The 17,304-nt window shown below is 47.3% G+C and carries 13 protein-coding genes; all 13 read right to left on the reverse strand.

Annotated features, from left to right (window positions below; all coding sequences use genetic code 11):
• Positions 1–69: 69 nt before the first annotated feature.
• The gene (locus OO184_RS17470) at positions 70–1,053 is read right to left on the reverse strand and encodes a putative type VI secretion system effector (RefSeq protein ID WP_265380267.1); all 984 of its coding nucleotides are present in this window, start codon (positions 1,051–1,053) and stop codon (positions 70–72) included.
• A 76-nt stretch (positions 1,054–1,129) separates the two neighbouring features.
• On the reverse strand, positions 1,130–2,137 hold the full coding sequence (locus tag OO184_RS17475) for a putative type VI secretion system effector (protein WP_265380268.1): 1,008 nt from the start codon (positions 2,135–2,137) through the stop codon (positions 1,130–1,132).
• Complete coding sequence (locus OO184_RS17480; protein WP_265380269.1) at positions 2,134–4,740, reverse strand: T6SS effector BTH_I2691 family protein; 2,607 nt, start codon at positions 4,738–4,740, stop codon at positions 2,134–2,136. Before OO184_RS17480 ends, OO184_RS17475 begins: the two co-directional genes overlap by 4 nt.
• Before the next feature lie 100 nt (positions 4,741–4,840).
• Positions 4,841–5,332, reverse strand: a complete 492-nt coding sequence (locus tag OO184_RS17485; protein ID WP_265380270.1) for an Hcp family type VI secretion system effector — start codon at positions 5,330–5,332, stop codon at positions 4,841–4,843.
• Complete coding sequence (locus tag OO184_RS17490) at positions 5,305–5,451, reverse strand: hypothetical protein (protein WP_265380271.1); 147 nt, start codon at positions 5,449–5,451, stop codon at positions 5,305–5,307. Before OO184_RS17490 ends, OO184_RS17485 begins: the two co-directional genes overlap by 28 nt.
• A 677-nt stretch (positions 5,452–6,128) precedes the next feature.
• Entirely contained in the window at positions 6,129–9,476 is a 3,348-nt protein-coding gene (locus OO184_RS17495; RefSeq protein ID WP_265380272.1) for an ImcF-related family protein, read from the reverse strand.
• Positions 9,469–10,647, reverse strand: coding sequence for a KPHS_23130 family T6SS system protein (locus OO184_RS17500; RefSeq protein WP_265380273.1), 1,179 nt, complete (start codon positions 10,645–10,647; stop codon positions 9,469–9,471). Before OO184_RS17500 ends, OO184_RS17495 begins: the two co-directional genes overlap by 8 nt.
• A complete protein-coding gene (locus tag OO184_RS17505) occupies positions 10,644–10,922 on the reverse strand; it encodes a PAAR domain-containing protein (protein WP_265380274.1) in 279 nt (92 codons plus the stop codon). Before OO184_RS17505 ends, OO184_RS17500 begins: the two co-directional genes overlap by 4 nt.
• Before the next feature lie 170 nt (positions 10,923–11,092).
• Complete coding sequence (locus OO184_RS17510; RefSeq protein ID WP_265380275.1) at positions 11,093–11,500, reverse strand: hypothetical protein; 408 nt, start codon at positions 11,498–11,500, stop codon at positions 11,093–11,095.
• A gap of 180 nt (positions 11,501–11,680) precedes the next feature.
• On the reverse strand, positions 11,681–12,676 hold the full coding sequence (locus OO184_RS17515) for a putative type VI secretion system effector (RefSeq protein WP_265380276.1): 996 nt from the start codon (positions 12,674–12,676) through the stop codon (positions 11,681–11,683).
• A 77-nt stretch (positions 12,677–12,753) separates the two neighbouring features.
• The gene (locus OO184_RS17520) at positions 12,754–13,752 is read right to left on the reverse strand and encodes a putative type VI secretion system effector (protein ID WP_265380277.1); all 999 of its coding nucleotides are present in this window, start codon (positions 13,750–13,752) and stop codon (positions 12,754–12,756) included.
• The gene (locus OO184_RS17525) at positions 13,749–16,349 is read right to left on the reverse strand and encodes a T6SS effector BTH_I2691 family protein (protein WP_265380278.1); all 2,601 of its coding nucleotides are present in this window, start codon (positions 16,347–16,349) and stop codon (positions 13,749–13,751) included. The genes OO184_RS17520 and OO184_RS17525 overlap by 4 nt, the downstream gene beginning before the upstream one ends.
• The coding region (locus OO184_RS17530) for a DUF4123 domain-containing protein (RefSeq protein WP_265380279.1) at positions 16,346–17,304 on the reverse strand (959 nt) is incomplete at its 5' end. The genes OO184_RS17525 and OO184_RS17530, both read right to left, overlap by 4 nt.

The raw sequence follows: 17,304 nt of genomic DNA on the forward strand, positions 1-17,304 counted from the left end.
CCTTAATTGCATCAGCAAAACTTTTACGTTGTTCTTCATACAGTTAATTCCTATTTTTAATTACTTGAATCAGTAATAGTAATAATGGCTTGCGAAACATCCATCATCTGGTAAAACTCTTTCACTCTCTTTACCGGCTCCCTCATCTAATGAATTGGCCTTAATTTCTTTCAGCCTCTTTCTTGTGAATTGGCGAATATTGAGATTCGTAGGATTAGGGAAACCTAATACCGTGAAAATCTCCTCAGCCAATTTAACTGTAGGTCTGGGCTTTTTTAGACGGCGATAATATGTGCTGGGGGCAAATATCGCTATCATTAAAGCAAAAAATGGCAGCATATTTTCCAGAAGCTCCAAAGCATCTGTCCAAGCAACAATAACCAAAATAAGCAGGAATCCTCCAAAAAGACAGAAAGTACCGAATATCTGCTCTTTGGCATCTGCATGAATACCCTGATCACAACGCGGCGTCATAGAAACCACCCTTAATTCAGGATGCGCAATCGCATAAACCACATAATTCCCTTCCTGCTCGGTTGCCGCTAATTCAACATAATCATCTACCTTTGCGGAAGTAAACCCTAGCCAGCCGTGGAAGGGGATGCCGTTGATTTTCCCCCGGACAAAATCACAGACATCCCCCCATCGAACATTGGTTTGCGAATTAGATCCCGAAGTATTTCCTGCCAACGCCATTAATAGCCCGCCATACAATTCCCGTTCTTCCTTACGAGCAAAGGCAACCGGATCATATTCACGCTCGGTAAAATAACCTTTAACACACAGAGTTTCGAACTCTTCCAATACGCCACTCACTTTAATTAATGGCTTACTGGGCGGTAATTCTGGCGGCGGCGGTTCTTTTACCAATATTGCATCCAGTTCGGGGATTTTGGCCTGAATTTCCGCAATAGCTTTTTCTACCTCCTCTCTGTCTTCAGGACGACGCTGAATTCTTTCTTGCTTAACCTCGATCCATGTATCAAGGCTGCTCCTCTGCCTTTTGATTTCATCAAAATCAATAGCCTCTTTAAAAGAACGGCAGGTACTCATATGCCGTCCTTAATTGCATTAGCAAAACTGTTACGTTGTTTTTCACACAGTTAATTCCTATTTTTAATTACTTAAATCAGTAATAGTAATAATAACTCCGAAAACAAGCCTGATCGGGCATAACTCTTTCACTCTCCTTATCAGATTGTTCGTCTGGAGAATTGACCTTGATTTCCTTCAACCTCTTTTCTGTAAATTTCTCAAGATTAATTTCTGTAGGATTAGGAAAACCCAATACCGTGAAAATCTCTTCAGCCAACCTAAATGTCGGTTTAGGTTTTCTCATGCAGGAAAAATAGATTAACGGTGAAAGGACAATTGCCATCAACCCACAAAATGAAGCGACACATTTTATATAATCAATCATATCCTCTCTGGATTGCTCATGAAAAAGGCACGGTATCATAAATATAAAAAATAACAGTAAAGAAACATACCAGGTACCACGTGCCTGATATTTGGCATTTGAATGAATCCCCTGTCTACAACGCGGTGTCATAGAAACCACTCTCAATTCAGGATACGCAACCGCATAAACCACATAATGCCCTCCCTGCTCGGTTACTACTAATTCAACGTAATCACCCGCCTTTGCTACAGTAAATCCCAACCAACCGTGAAATGGCACACCATTGATTTTCCCTCGTACAAAATCACAGGTATCACTCTCCCGAACCTTGGTTTGCGAATTAATTGCTGCCGCTGAGGTATTTCCTGCTATCGATAGTAATAACGCCCCATACAGCTCCCGCTCTTCCCTACGAGCAAAGGCGGCTGGATCATATTCACGATCAGTAAAATAACCAACCACACACAGGGTTTCGAACTCTTCCAATACGCCACTTACTTTTATTAATGGCTTACCCGGCGGTAATTCCGGCGGCGGCGGTTCTTTTGCTAATATCGCATCCAGTTCAGGAATTTTTTCTTTTGTTTTCTCAATCTCTTTTTCTGACTCTTCTTTACTTTCTGGGTGGCTTACTATCCAGTCAAGATTAACCTCTATCCATGTATCAAGGCTGCTCCTCTGACTTTTTATTTCTTCAAAATCAATAGCATCTTTGTAAGGACGAAAGGTACTCATGAGATATCCTTAATTGCATCAGCAAAACTTTTACGTTGTTCTTCACACAACTCATTCCTCCGCGATTCGAGGTAAATAGATTGAGTAGATTGCAAACCTTTTACTGGTTCCAAACCAAAAACACAGCTCCGACACCATTTTTGTAAATCATTTTCAGAAAAATATGTTACTAACACTTCAATCAAAAAAACTAACAGCATCGCCTCCCAACTACATAGCCAGGCAAAAGTTTCCCATGCCAGAATCCTTGACACTCCTTTAAAAATCAAACCTTTAGGCGAAAGCAATTCCCTCTTTACTAAGACTTCTAATAAACCCTTTAACGGGGTTGTTAATTGTGCAAAATCATAAGCAGTTTTAAGACCATAAAGACCAATAAACTGCCAACGCCTTCTACCATGCCATTCAGAACCAAGATCACTGATATCTACTCCCAGATTTAATGCCGAAGAAACCGCCCCAGCATTCGTCCCAATAAACTTAATGGTGTTGGCAGCAATCACATTTTCCATTCCGTGTTTAACTATCGGCTCTACAATCTCCATCGCCGTACTCAGTGTGCTTAAAAACGCTGCGGTCACCTGCGCTTGACTCTTAGCATCCCCTTTACTCTCTTGTAACTGGTTGGAAAATTCCAGGACATTGGAAGCTAAGACTAACCATTTAATCCGGGATTTTTTTAATACCGGCTCTCCTTCAGCACTATCAGCAAATTTTTTAAAATCAGACTGATATTTATTACTTTTTTTCAACCGCGCCTCAGAACCCGGTTTCTTAAGCTCTTCCAACACCTGCTGCCTAAACGCATTACCGTCCTTAAGTTGTGATACCGACAGTTCAACCACCTGATCAAACGGCACACCTGAAATCACCGATAACAGCGTTTTACTCAGCACTTCATTCATGCTGTCCAGCATTTTTCCTAAGCGGGTAAAATTCAAAAACCGGTCGCCCAGAGTTACCATTCGCCGGTCACAATGCAACATTGCCCGGGCAAAGGTGCTGTTGGATTTCGGCGGCTTTTCCAGCGCTTCGTTCGCTTTATCGTAGGCTTCAATCAGTTTCCCACTCAGATCTGACACCACGTTCGTAAAATCCGAAGGGGCTGCCGGTTGATGATTGTCCTTATTCAGCTTCATCTTCTGTAAAAACCCGTCCATCTCTTTCATGACTTCCGGGTTATTCAGCAATAATGAGCGCCAGACAATATTTTCCGGTGATAGCGCAGAATACTGGTCAATCTGATCATCTAAAAAGGCACAGCCGGTTTCGGTCACATTCAGCGAAGCGATGGCATAATCCACCGCCTCGCGATAATTAAGGTTATCCTCCAGTCGGGTGGAATGAAAATCCTGACAACAGGTGATAAACCCGCTCTGTTTTAGCCAACTCACTCTCAACTGGGCCAATTGCTCCAGTTTTTGCGCTATGTCAGCACAAAGATCAGCATAAGATTGGTTAAATGCCTGTCGCTTAGCCAAATTCAGCTCTGCCGTGTATTTTCCCCAGTCGCTGGCAAACACTTGGTTGTCCAATTTAAGCGTATTACGAGTAACATCTTCTTTAAGTTTTACAAGATCTTGAGCGGAAGCATGTCCAGAAATCATCGTTGAAATCAAGTCAAAATTTCGTTCTGCTTTTTCTTCCGAGTGACTTGTCCTCAATTGGCGCAACTGATTCTCCACCCCATTTAATAAACTGTCGGTCATAAACTCAATCGACAATTCATCCAGAAAAGTTTTATGCTCCCCGACAATATCATCACTCCAGCCCGCTAATTCATGCGCTATCCCGATCGGATCATGCAACGCGATTAACACCGGCGAAACCGGCTTGCCATCCGCGTCCCGCCCGCGTTTTTGCATCGCTCTGACCGTAATGTCCGCACATCCCGCTCGTTTACTACTCCACGGATACAACGTGCCCCGCGGTTTCACCTCTCCGTAATAAACTTTGTAGTAGGGCGCTTCCTTCATTGTCCCGCAGATACGCGTCGCTTTCGGATTACAGGGCAGAAGATATTTAGCGGAGTCACCGTCCTCTGGATGGTAATCCATCACATGACTCAGGTTCTCTACCGTCGCCTGAGCAATCCCCACCCCTTCCGGCACCCCGCGCCACTGCCACGGTTTCACACACTGCATCCGCTTTTCCCGCGCCTCACGGTTGTTGTGATAATACTCAATGGTCTCCCAGCTCCACGCGGAGGGCGTGAAAGCCAGCCAGGTCTCCTGATACAAGGCGGTATCTCTTAGCGCAATAAATTCCACATTGGCGCTCTGATGGGTCGTAACATGACAATCCGCCGTTTTCTGGGGCAAGACACCAAAAGGCGCACTCAGATTTTGCCACAACGCGCCATCCTCGCTGACGCTCCAGGCATCCCAACTCTCCGATTCAAATGGCCCGGCATTGGCGTAATAGACATACAAAAACCCTTGCCGTAAGGCACGCAGCGCATAATGGTAGCCCGGCGCAGTCGGCTCTGGTGTTTCCGCCCATGCCGGCAAGGTTTCCGAAACGTTATCGGGCACCACGGTATAGCGCACCGGCAGCAGCGCCGGTCCGATGGATTCACACGTCTGACATAATGGTCGATTCATCACAACATCTCCTGTTCTTCCAAGGGAAGACAGGCACCGCAATCATCCCGGCGCCTGTTAGATTTAAAGTGGCCGGCATAACCGCCAACCCGTCAACCCATTACGCCTGATTGCGCTCATTCCACGCATCAGAGTGAATGATGTTGCCGTCTTTGTACGTCCAGGTGATTTTTTCGTAACGAAGCTCGACACGTTCCAGATGGTTGTGCTTCTCTTTGGTCGGATCTTTGATGTCATGCATCAACGGCGCCACTTTCACCACCTTCACGTTGTTCAGATGAGTGATGAAATAGACCTTCTCCTGACCAGCATCATCAATTTGGTACCACTTGAATTCCGCCGATTTCAGGGTCTGACCAGACGTCACCGCTTTATACAGATACGGGCTAGACGCATCGACCTCTTTAGTGAACACCAACGGCGCATGCACACGAGTGCCGGTCAGCTTGCCGGTATTGTTATCCGTCGGGATATGTAACGCATGTTCCAGCGCCACCACCTCGATACTGCCCTCCCGGTTTTGTACATCCACCGAGCCTTTAATGTCGGCGCCGCCATCATCTTTCAACCATAAATACGCAGGGATTGCCATACCCATGACTCCTCTATTATTGAATGGGTAATGCCACCAATATCGGTGACGTGATTAAAACCCCAACCGAATACATTCTCGGTTGTCATCCCCAGTAAATTCGGGGAACAGTCAATCAATGCCGGTATTTCCTGACTCAGCAGTTAACCGGGAGAGGAATAATCATATAGCCTGGCACATGCGTTAAAATTAATAGATCCATTAACTACATAGACAGTTACTTAATAATCCCCATCCTCCCTGCGAGTGCATATTAAAATCAAGTCTTTTTTTATCAAATAGCACAATATGTTTAATATCAACCGCAGAATTCATTATATTTAAACCAAATATAAACAGGATTTAATCTGTTTATATAAAAAGATTGCATTGATTTAAATAATATGAAATCAATTCACCTTTCTTATATTCATTTCGTTCAAAATCATTGAAATAAAGTCTATTTTTATATTATTTTCAATACGTTAAATAATATCAAAACACTCACCTTATGATTAACATTCACTATCACCAATACGTTACCGATGCGTAAAAAAGGAATGATTCTCAGTTATATTCTGCGAATGAGAATAGATTGCATTATTTAGCATCATCCCATTAATAATAGATTAACCCCGATTCAGGGCAGCAATTACCCTGCCTCATAATAAAGCATTACAGACGAATAGGAATATCACGATGATATGCTTATAAAATATTGAAACCGAATGAATGGCTGAACTCAGCGACCTATTCTGGCAATAACCGGTAATATCACGCCATTTATCACCTCCAGTTTATTCCGTCAAATAAGCGATTATTCTGCTCCCCAGTCGTTATTATTTATCTCCGATTCAGCCAGAGTATTTCCCCTATTCTCCTCAAAAATCGTTTTCGGTAATGTAAAACCCCGCAGTTTCAGCAACGCCAGCGGCCCTTTCCCCACTTCGGTACGCAATACCCAGGTCAGCGGTAACCCCTCCGGCGTGGTAAATCTCAGCCGGTAACGACTTTCATCCAGCATCTGCACCTGTGCCGCCTCCAGCCAGCGTATCAATCCCCACGTCCCCGGATACTCCCCATACAGCCGCGCCCCCGTATTCACGCCGGTCCAGGTCAACACCACTCCGGGATTATCTTCGTCTCCCGGCCAGCGTAAACGCTGCCAGCTCTCCATCTGGTTAAAGTAACGCAACCGCTGACCCGCTATCGTCAGGTCCGTTTCCGCCACATCACGCACCGGTTTCGCCCGCAATTCAAATCGTATTCCCTCGCTGCCGTTAGCAAACAGCACATCCGCAACCTGACTCAGTTGATTTACCGCCGCCAAAAAGGCCGGGTTAATATGCAGTCCCTGACTGTTCACTTCATCCACCACCCAATGTTTACCTTCTTTATGCAGCACCCCGCCTAACTGATTGTGCAGAAACTGTTCTATTCGCCCGCTATCGGCCCGAATAAACTGCCCCAGCATCGGCAAAGAAGCCTCATCTTGTCCCGCCACAAACGGGTAACGTCCGTCAAAGTCGGTCTGCCAGTCCGCCGCCACCGCCGACTGCCATTGTGCATTCAGACTGGCCGCCGCCGGCTGTAACACCGTCTGCCACGCCTCAATTAACGGCTGCACAAACACCGCCTGACCAAACCCGTTCCACTCCACTCCCAGACTGGCGGCTATCAAACTGCCGTAGGTGCGCGTGTCTGTCAGTTCCACGCTTTTCCCCTGAAACACACTCTGCGCCAGCGCTTCCATCACCGCCGGCGGGTCATCCGTATTCGCCAGTTGTTGCAGCGCCAGACGCACCCGGGTTACCCGCGTCAGGAAGGTTTGCAGACTGAGTGACGGGTCCGCCGTCAGCCCGTTTTCCGCACTACTTTTGCCCATCAGCGCTAATAACGGACCAAACGCGTTATCCAGCGGCCCCGGCGGCATATGGGTCTGGTCGTCAATCATCGGCAGCTTATTTTTCTGGAACAGGTTTTGTGCCGATTTCATCAGCGAATCCGCTAACGCTGCTCCCGGTTGCCCGGTTTCTCCCTGATAAGCCAGGGTATCCATCAGGGCAATCAACGGCGACTGACGCACATCCGCCATCAGGGTTAACTGGTCTATGGTGTCGGACAGGTTATGAGTTTTATGCCAGCGCAGGCTGTTGAGGAAATTCAGCCACGCCCCGGCGAAGTCAGTAAAATAACGTTCCGTCAACCGGGCTTTCAGCTCCGCCGGCGACACCGCCTTCAATACCGGCTGACGGCCATCACTGAGCACCCAGTCAATCTCCTCCTGCCGGGACGCCGCCACCTGCGCTATCGCTTTTTGTACCTGCCCTTCCCATGCCTGACGGGTAAACATCCCCGGTACGACCTGACGGGTGGTAAATAATCGGCTCGCATCCGTAGCCCCGGTCATCTGCGCCAGCCTTAAATCCCCGTAACTGTGGGCCACCTGTTGCAGCATTTTCTGGTACAGCATGCTCTCCGCATGACGCTGACCAAGCTGATTGAGCAATATCTGACGCACTTCGCCAACCAGCCCGTTATCCACACTGATTTTCCACTCCGGGTGGCGCGGTAAATTCTCCGCATAAAACGCCAGCAGCGATTCGCCGGTGTTTTGCCACAGGCCATCCGTCACTCCGGCCCGGTGCGGCCAGTCCGCCATCAACACCCGGCTCATCACCGCTGCATCCGCTTTCTCCGGCCGGGCCATCATCAGATACACTTTCAACTGGTTATACGCCGATGTGATACGCTGATGACGCTGTGCGCTGCCCGCCGGTAAATTCACCAGTTCGGTCAGACGCTGATGGAGCAACCGGGCAGCGGCATCACGTATCAGTTCGGCATTGTTGCGCTGATACACCGGCCACATCGCTTTCAACAAGGCCGTATTCTGATTCAGCCCGAAACCGCTGTACCACGGCGTTCCATGCGCTGACTGGCGCTGCAACCGGTCAATCTGCAATTGCAAGTCATGCTGACTGAGCAGACGGGCCGATAAGGTTCCCTGATGGTCACTGGCCTGACTGATTCGTTCACGACTGACCGCTACCTGATGGCGGTTGGCAAAAAATGCGGTCACACTGCCCGCGCCCCATAACGCCGCCAGAGCTATCACCCCCCACTGGGCGCTTTTCTCCCACGGGAAACCCACCGCCTGTCCCCGGATATCACGCACCTGTTCCAGCACCCCATCCCAACTGGCATCCACCAGCCAGCCATGCTCCACCATCCCGGACGGCACCGGCAGCGGTAAACTGAACGTCACCCCCGCCAGCACTAGCGGCGGCCGGTCTAACAACGGCGTCAACTGCCCGACCAGACGCGTTACCCCGCCATCCCGCAAAGACTGCGCCAGTCGCAACAGAAAATCGTGACGATTTTCCGCTATCGCCTGTTCCATGCCCCGGTTCGCCAGCGTTGATATCAGGCCGTCCAGACTCTGCGCCAGCTTCTCAGCCGTCCCCTCTTCTGACAGAAAACAGCCCACCGTCTGAGTTGGCCGGTCGCGCTGGTCCCAGTGGCTGTGACGCACATTCCACACATACACCGGCGCCTGCCAGCCCAACTGTCGGCCCTGCTTCTCCAGCATACGCAACGCGGTTTCTATCTGCGTCCGCTGGCTGAGCTGGTCTTCGGTCATCGCCCACACCACGCCATCCAGCGGACGACGGCGACGCAATCGGCGCAACGCCTGTAACTGCGCTTTATCCGGCGGCGTCTGCAAACTGCCGCCCCACAGCAACAGGTTGTGCTCGCCCTCTTGCCAGTGTTGTGCTGTCAGCCCCGGAGCAATAGCTTCCACTTGTTCCCGTTGCCCCATCACCAACAAAATACAGACCCGCCGACGCCAAAGGGGGCCATAACGCCGACGAAGCTGATATTGCAGCCGTTGAAAATAAAATAGCGCTTCTGGAAGCGCAGCCTGCTCTACAGGAGAGTTAACAGCGATTTCCTGTACAGGCAGACGCTGTTTGTAATCACGAAAAAGATTCAACAGCCATATCACACCCACCATGCTGACAATCCAGACGACTATTTTGACAACCTGAGTAGACAACCCGAATCGATCGCCCCAGAAATGTAACGATCCACCTAATACCAGCGCGATCAAACTGGTGACCAAACTCACCCCCAAATTACGGGTAATAAAAGCTTTAAACATGGAAGTCCCCTGATGAAGTGACATTGCTTAGTGGGGAGATGGTCCCCAGTTGTAATTCGGCATGGCGCACTAGCAGAAAAAGCTGTGGCGCCTGTTGATACTCGGCCATTTTCATGGCGAGCGTTAATGCAAACCAGTCCGCATATGACCCTGATTTCCCGAGCCAATGGGGGATGAACTGCTGATCAAGCGTTGCCGGTACACTCTGCTGTGCCGATGATGGCAAGGCTTTCAATATCTGATTCAACCGAATTAACAACCTATCTTTCTCCGGTGAGTCGGCATCGTTGTACCACAGTGTCCCGGCAGTGATGGCAGGACATTGATAACGCAGAAACTGGTCCACACTCTGCCCGGCCTCCGCTGCGACAGTAGCCATAGGCCGATGCAGACAGCACTTTGCCGACAATGGAGAAGAGGGAGGCGCCAGCAGCCAAATCACCGCGCCCTCACTGACTGCCTCCGGCGTTTTATTGCCTTCCCAACACCATGTTATGATCAACAGCAATCCTTTGGTTTCCGTGGTCAACCAGTCACTTATCTGATGGGTATAATCGGCTTTGAGTTGCATCGGACCTTGCAGTTGAGACAAAGGCAGCCCCAGTTCCGCCCAAACCTGACAGAATTGTTCCCATACGATGATTTCAGACCTGCCCAATGGAAAATAGACATTCACCTTATGGTTAGCCACATACGCCATCAAACTATGACGCATCTCCCCCAGTAAATTTTCAAACAAGTTGAGGTAACTGGAAAAAGGGGGCAATACCAGTGCGCTATCGCCATTGACCAAGACAGCTTTATCCGCCGGGGATGGCACTTCCGGCGGAAAAAACGCGCCATAATCCACAACCCGTATCGCCTGCGAAGCCCATGCTTGCCAGCGCGCCTCCTGCCAGGCGTTCTCTCGTGTCAGCACCTCCGCTTGCTCCAGTTCGACGCCGTAACGAAACAGCCGCCAGCCGGCAATCACGCCGAACAGTGCTGTTATTCCAGCTAAAGCGACCAGCGCATAAAGCAAGCTGGCGGGATCTTTAAGCAGATACCAGACACTGCCGGCCGCAACTACGACAGCGAAACAAGCCATACTGAACAGACGCCACCAAAGCGACCAGACTGGCGGCTCCGACCGGTGTACGGAATAAGATTGCGGAATATCCCAAGCCATCATGATGACTCCCCTATTCCGGCTTTAGTCGTACTGGAAATAACATAACAACCGCATTGGCAAAGCGCTTTATCAAATGCGACGGGTTTACCATCGGAAATACATTGAGAATTAGCTTTAACAATACGATTAATACCATGCCCTTTCAGCGGACAACTGACTAAATCATTTAATAATGCGACTCTTTTCCCTTCAATTTCGATAGAAGAGGAAGCGGAGATCACTTCACCGCCGCTACTGAGCTTATCGCCCAGGCGAATAACACCTTCAAACATCATGAACCCTATATCATTAAGAATAAATTTTTCACATTTTCAGCGTAATAATATTATCGCCCTCATTTTCGACGCCGCCTGCAAAAGCATTTGAATGACTTTATTAATATCATCTCTATCAACAAATTTCTTTGAGCATACGATGTCGATTTGCTGATTTAAATTCACGGTAATCAGCACACTGTTTTCACGCTCCTCAATTCATCTCTGTCTCGATACTTCTGCCGGACAAAATAAGTCGTGGAATCTGCAACCCTATTATCATCCTGATATTCAGAGAATGGGGACAGTGCGACTTTTTGAATCGACATAAAATAAACCACTCCAAAAGGAAAGAAATAGGATGTAATAAAAGAGCTGATTTTTGCATACCCTGGCGCTTTGAGAATAACCAACAGATTAACCACCTCCAGCAAAATACAAATCAGCATAAACATTAATATCTTATCGAGAAAACTCCGCTCTCGATAAGAGAGTCCAAAATAATTGGAATCAAATCCTTTGATAACAACCAACAAAAGAAAATATGTCGATAGATTAATAGCAAAACCTATCCAAACTATTTTATAGATCTGTTTCACAAAAACTCTTTGATTTACACAAAATTACAAACAAACCACATAAAAATAGACAAAACTTCACGTTGGACAATTCATGACTGAATTTTCCAAAGACCGGTAATCTTTTAATATCTCTACGACTCAGCATAGATAATTCTGAGGACTATCTCATAAATTTTTACCTCCATCCTATTACTTGAATCAGTAATAGTAGTAATAACTTAATAAACAATACTTATCTGGCATAATCTTTCCTTTATCTGGTTCCTCATCTGGGGAGTTAACCTTGATTCTCTTCAGCCTCTTTTTTGTGAATTGGTAAATATCGAGATTCGTAGAATTCGGGAAATCTAATACTGTGAAAATCTCCTCAGCCAACTTCACTGAGGGCCTGGGTTTTTTTAGACGATGGTAATACGTGCTAGGTGCAAATATTGCTATCATCACAAGACTAAATAAAGACATATATTCCAGAAATCCGACAAGGTCTTTGTCAATAAAAAAAACACCCCCTATCGCTAAAATTAACAGATAAAGCGAAAAAAAACAGCAAGTACCAAATATCTGCGCCTTAGCATCTGCAAGAATCCCCCTATCACAACGCGGTGTCATAGAAACCACCCTTAATTCGGGATACGCAATGGCATAAACCACATAATGTCCCTCTTGTTCCGTCACTGCTAATTCAACGTCATCACCCACTTTTGCTATGGTACACCCTAACCAGCCATGAAAGGGAATACCATTGATTTTCCCCCGCACAAAATCACAGGCATCACTCACCCGAACTGACGTCTGTGAAGTCACAGCCGCCCCTGAACTATTTCCTACCATCGCCAGTAACAATGCTCCATATTGATCACGTTCCTCCTTACGAGCAAAAGCGACCGGATCATATTCACGATCGGTAAAATAACCAATTACACACAGGGTTTCGAACTCTTCCAATACACCACTCACTTTGATTAATGGTTTACCCGGCGGTAATTCTGGCGGCGGCGGCTCTTTTGCCAATATCGCATCCAGTTCAGGGATTTTGGCTTGAAGTTCCGCAATGGCTTTTTCTACCTCTTCTCTGTCTTCAGGCCAACGTTGAATTCTTTCCCTCTTAACATTTACCAATATATCAATATCTTTTCTTTGATCTTTTACTTCTTCAAAGTCAATAGCACCTTTTAACATCTGATAAGTATTCATGACAGCACCTTAATTGCATCGGCAAAGTTTTTACTTTGTTCTTCATATAACCAACATTCACTATTTAATTACTTAAATCAGTAATAGTAGAAATAGCTTAATAAACAATGCCTATCAGGCAAAACCCTTCCTATACTAGAATTCCCATCCAATGAGTTAGCCTTGATTTCTTTAAGCTTCTTCTTCGTGAACTTCTGAAGATTAACTTCCGTAGGATTAGGGAAACCTAATGCAGTGAAAATCTCTTCTGCCAATCTGAATGTTGGTTTAGGGTTTCTCATGCAAGAAAAATATATAAATGGTGAAAGTATTCCTGCCGCCAAAGTGCAGAAAAAACATACGTATTTCATATATTCGATAATATCCATTTTCACAAAAAAAACATCTATCATCATGTAAAAAAACATGAAAAATAAAAAGCAATACCAATTACCACGTACCTGATATTTGGCATTTGAATGAATACCTTGTTTACAACGCGGTGTCATTGATATCACCCTTAATTCGGGATGAGCAATGGCATAAACTAAATAATGCCCTTCCTGCTCGGTTACCGCTAATTCAACGTAATCACCCGCTTTTGCTACAGTAAACCCTAACCAACCATGAAAAGGGATACCATTAATTTTCCCCCGCACAAAATCACAAACATCAATCTTCCTATCTTCGGTTTGCGAAGTTATTGCCGCCCCTGCACTATTTCCCGCCATTGCCAACAATAACGCTCCAAACTGATTCCGCTCCTCCTTCCTAGCAAAAGCGACCGGATCATATTCACGATCGGTAAAATAACCTATGACACACAGGGTTTCGAATTCTTCCAACACACCACTCACTTTAATTAATGGTTTACAAGGAGGTAATTCCGGCGGCGGCGGCTCTTTTGCTAATATCGCATCCAGTTCGGGGATTTTGGCTTGAAGCTCCGCAATGGCTTTTTCTATCTCCTCTCTATCTTCAGGATAACGCGGAATCATTACTTCTCTCTTAACTTCTATCTGTGTATTAAGACTTCTTCTCTGTCTGTTTATTTCATCAAAATCAATAGCATCTTTGTAAGGACGAAAGGTACTCATAAACCCTCCTTAATTGCGTCAGCAAAACTTTTACGTTGTTCTTCACACAGCTCATTCCGATGCGATTCAAGGTAAATAGATTGCGTAGACTGCAAATTTTTTTCTGGTTCCAAACCAAAAACACAGCTTCGACACCACTTTTGTAAATCATTATCAGAAAAATACATCACTAACTCTTCAACTAGAAAAATAACGAGCATCACTTCCCAGCTACACAACCAACCAATCATTTCACACAATAAAGCCCTTTCCCCTCCTTCAATCATTAAACTTTTAGCTGAAAATAATGCCCTTTTAGCTAATATTTCTAATAAACCCTTTAATGCTGTTGTGAATTGTGCAAAATCATAAATCACTTTAAGACCATAAAGACCAATAAACTGCCAGCGCCCTCTGCCACGCCATTCAGAATAAAGGTCACTAATATCTACCCCCAGATTTAATGCAGAAGCAACCGTACTAGCACCCGTCCCAATAAACTTAATGGTGTTGGTGGCAGCCATATTTTTTATGCCGTGCTTCACCATCGGCTCCACAATCTCCATTGCCGTACTCAATGTACTTAAAAACGCGGCGGTCACCTGAGCGTGGCTCTTGGTATCCCCCTTACTCTCTTTGAATTGATTGGCATACTCCAGTCCATTAAAAAATAAGACTAAACATTTAATCCGGGATTTTTTTAATATCGGCTCTCCTTCAGCACTTTGAGCAAATTCTTTAAACCTATCGTTATAACTATTTCTCGTTTCAAGACGAGCCTCTGCTCCCGGTCTCTTAAGTCTTTCCAATACCTGTTGCCGAAACGCATTACCCTCCTTAAGCTGTGATACCGACAAATCAACCGCCTGATCAAACGCCACCCCTGAAATCACCGAGAATAGCCCCTTACTCAGCATTTCATTGGTGCTATTCAGCACTTTTCCTAAACGGGTAAAATTAAAGAACCGGTCGCCCAACGTCACCAGTCTCCGATCACTGTGCAACATCGCCCGGGCAAAGGGGCTGTTGGTTTTGGGCGGCTTTTCCAGCGCTTCATTCGCTTTATCGTAGGCTTCAGTCAGTTTTCCACTCAGCGTCGTCACCGTTTTCATAAACGCTGAGATGTCCGCCGGTTTTTCATTCCCCTTATTCAGCTTCATCTTCTGTAAAAACTCGTCCATCTCTTTCATGACGTCTGGGTTATTCAGCAATAATGAGCGCCAGACAATATTGTCCGGTGACCACGCGGAATATTGATCGATTTGATCATCTAAAAAAGCACAGCCCGTTTCGGTCACATTCAGCGAAGCGATGGCATAATCCACGGCCTCGCGATAATTAAGGTTGTCCTCCAGTCGGGTGGAATGAAAATCCTGACAACAGGTGATAAACCCGCTCTGTTTTAACCAGCTCACTCTGAACTGGGCCAGTGGCTCCAGCTTTTTCGCCACTTCGGCACAAAGATCGGCATAACATTGGTTAAATGCCTGTCGTTTAGCCAGATCCAGCTCTGCCGCATATTTCTTCCAATCACGGGCAAAGGCTTGCTTATCCGATTCAATGGCGTGACGGATTGTATCCTCTCTGAGTTTGTCCCACTCCTGAACGGACAAACCCTCAGAAGCCGCCAAAATGGTATCCTTTTTTTTATCCGGCTTTTTGATATGTGTGGCGTGCATTTGACGCAACTGATTCTCCACCCCATTCAGTGAACTGTCGGTCATAAACTCAATCGACAATTCATCCAGAAAGGTTTTATGCGCCCCAACAATATCATCACTCCAGCCCGCTAATTCATGCGCTATCCCGATCGGATCATGCAACGCGATTAACACCGGCGAGACCGGCTTGCCATCATCTGCCAGCCCCCGCTTTTGCATCGCCCTGACCGTGATATCCGCACACCCCGCCCGCGTTTTACTCCACGGATACAAGGTGCCCTGCGGTCTCACCGCATTGTGATAAACTTTGTAGTAGGGCACCTCTTTCAGTGTCCCGCTGATACGCGCCGCTTTCGGATTACAGGGCAAAACATATTTACCTGAGTCATTGTCGCCCAGACAGTAATCGATGACGGTATTCAGGTTCTCTATCGTCGCCTGAGCAATCCCCACCCCTTCCGGCACCCCGCGCCACTGCCACGGTTTCACGCACTGCATCCGCTTTTCCCGCGCTTCGCGGTTGTTGTGATAATACTCAATGGTCTCCCGGCTCCACATGGAGGGAGAGAAAGCCAGCCAGGTTTCCTGACGCAAGGCGATATCCCTTAGCGCAATAAATTCCATATTGGCGCTCTGATGGGTCGGCGCATGACAATCTGCGGTTTTCTTGGGGAAGATACCAAAAGGGGCATTCAGATTTTTCCACAACGCGCCATCCTCGCTAACGCTCCAGGTATCCCAGCTCTCCCGTTCACCTAATCCGGCATTAACGTAATAGACATACAAAAACCCCTGCCGTAAGGTACGCAGCGCATAATGGTAGCCCGGCGCCGTCGGCTCTGGTGTTTCCGCCCACACCGGCAAGGTTTCAGAAACGTTATCAGGCACCACGGTATAACGCACCGGCAGCAACGCTGGTCCGGTGGACTCACACATCCAACATAATGATCGATTCATAACAAAATCTCCTGGTTCTCTGAGGGAATAATGGCAGGATTGAGATGGCCGCACTCACGAGCCAGTACCGACCATGCTTCTACTGTCAGTCCAGCGGTTCGCTCGACATAACCGCCAGCGCTCTCGCCGCTTTCATTGGATAACAACGACTGTATTCGGGGGTGTAAATCAATCTCCGGGTGATATAGCAAGCCGTGCAATGCACAGGTTTCCAGCTCCAGAGCATCATTAAAGGCATAGCGTGCGGTTACCCGACGCAACAAAGCCAACATAATATGCAGGGATTCAGTCTCCGTCCGGCGTAACTGATTGCGGTGCACCTGACGATATTGTCGCAGTGCCCGATTCATCGGCCCTGACCAGACCATTTCTGCCACCTGTGCCGCGGTCAACGACAGTGAAAAGGTGTACAGTTCCTTCGCCGACCGGGCATTGTCCCGATGCAGTAACTGACCGTCGCCGTCAACCAGATACCAGTCTGTCAATGGCCCCAACAAACGCGAGCGTTGCCATCTATCCAGCAACGGCCATATGGCATGGTTCACCGTCGAATCGTAAAAACGCAGCACGATTTGCCGTACAGGTGACAATGTTTGTACCGCAATCATCCCGATATGGTGCGCAATATCGGAGGCCGTGCTGGCACTAAACAGCCAGCCACACACCATCCGCCCGCGCCCGGCAATCAACTCTGCCGGATCGGCTTCTTGCAACGCCTGCGTGACGCTCAGCGCCAGCAGTTCGGCATCCTCCGACTGATTGATATCCAGTGATATCAGCCAAGGAGAATAGCGGGTTTCGAAACGGTGATGTTTTATCTGCGTCGGTATCGCCGCCGGCTGATGATTCAGGATGGCCGCCGGTAATCGCTCTTCCTGTCGGTCATTGAGAAAAACCGCCGGGTCAACCAGCAACCATCCTCGTCCATTGTGCCGGGTAAACACCGTATGCAATT

The sequence above is a fragment of the Photorhabdus aballayi genome, from assembly GCF_026153155.1.
GTDB classification, from domain to species: Bacteria; Pseudomonadota; Gammaproteobacteria; order Enterobacterales; family Enterobacteriaceae; genus Photorhabdus; species Photorhabdus luminescens.

Bases quoted from the DNA above. Each gene is read 5' to 3' on its own strand.
- OO184_RS17515 (WP_265380276.1), bottom strand. From the start codon at position 12,676: ATGAATACTTATCAGATGTTAAAAGGTGCTATTGACTTTGAAGAAGTA.
- OO184_RS17470 (WP_265380267.1), bottom strand. From the start codon at position 1,053: ATGAGTACCTGCCGTTCTTTTAAAGAGGCTATTGATTTTGATGAAATC.
- OO184_RS17480 (WP_265380269.1), bottom strand. From the start codon at position 4,740: ATGAATCGACCATTATGTCAGACGTGTGAATCCATCGGACCGGCGCTG.
- OO184_RS17505 (WP_265380274.1), bottom strand. From the start codon at position 10,922: ATGATGTTTGAAGGTGTTATTCGCCTGGGCGATAAGCTCAGTAGCGGC.
- OO184_RS17495 (WP_265380272.1), bottom strand. From the start codon at position 9,476: ATGTTTAAAGCTTTTATTACCCGTAATTTGGGGGTGAGTTTGGTCACC.
- OO184_RS17500 (WP_265380273.1), bottom strand. From the start codon at position 10,647: ATGATGGCTTGGGATATTCCGCAATCTTATTCCGTACACCGGTCGGAG.
- OO184_RS17525 (WP_265380278.1), bottom strand. From the start codon at position 16,349: ATGAATCGATCATTATGTTGGATGTGTGAGTCCACCGGACCAGCGTTG.
- OO184_RS17475 (WP_265380268.1), bottom strand. From the start codon at position 2,137: ATGAGTACCTTTCGTCCTTACAAAGATGCTATTGATTTTGAAGAAATA.
- OO184_RS17520 (WP_265380277.1), bottom strand. From the start codon at position 13,752: ATGAGTACCTTTCGTCCTTACAAAGATGCTATTGATTTTGATGAAATA.
- OO184_RS17485 (WP_265380270.1), bottom strand. From the start codon at position 5,332: ATGGCAATCCCTGCGTATTTATGGTTGAAAGATGATGGCGGCGCCGAC.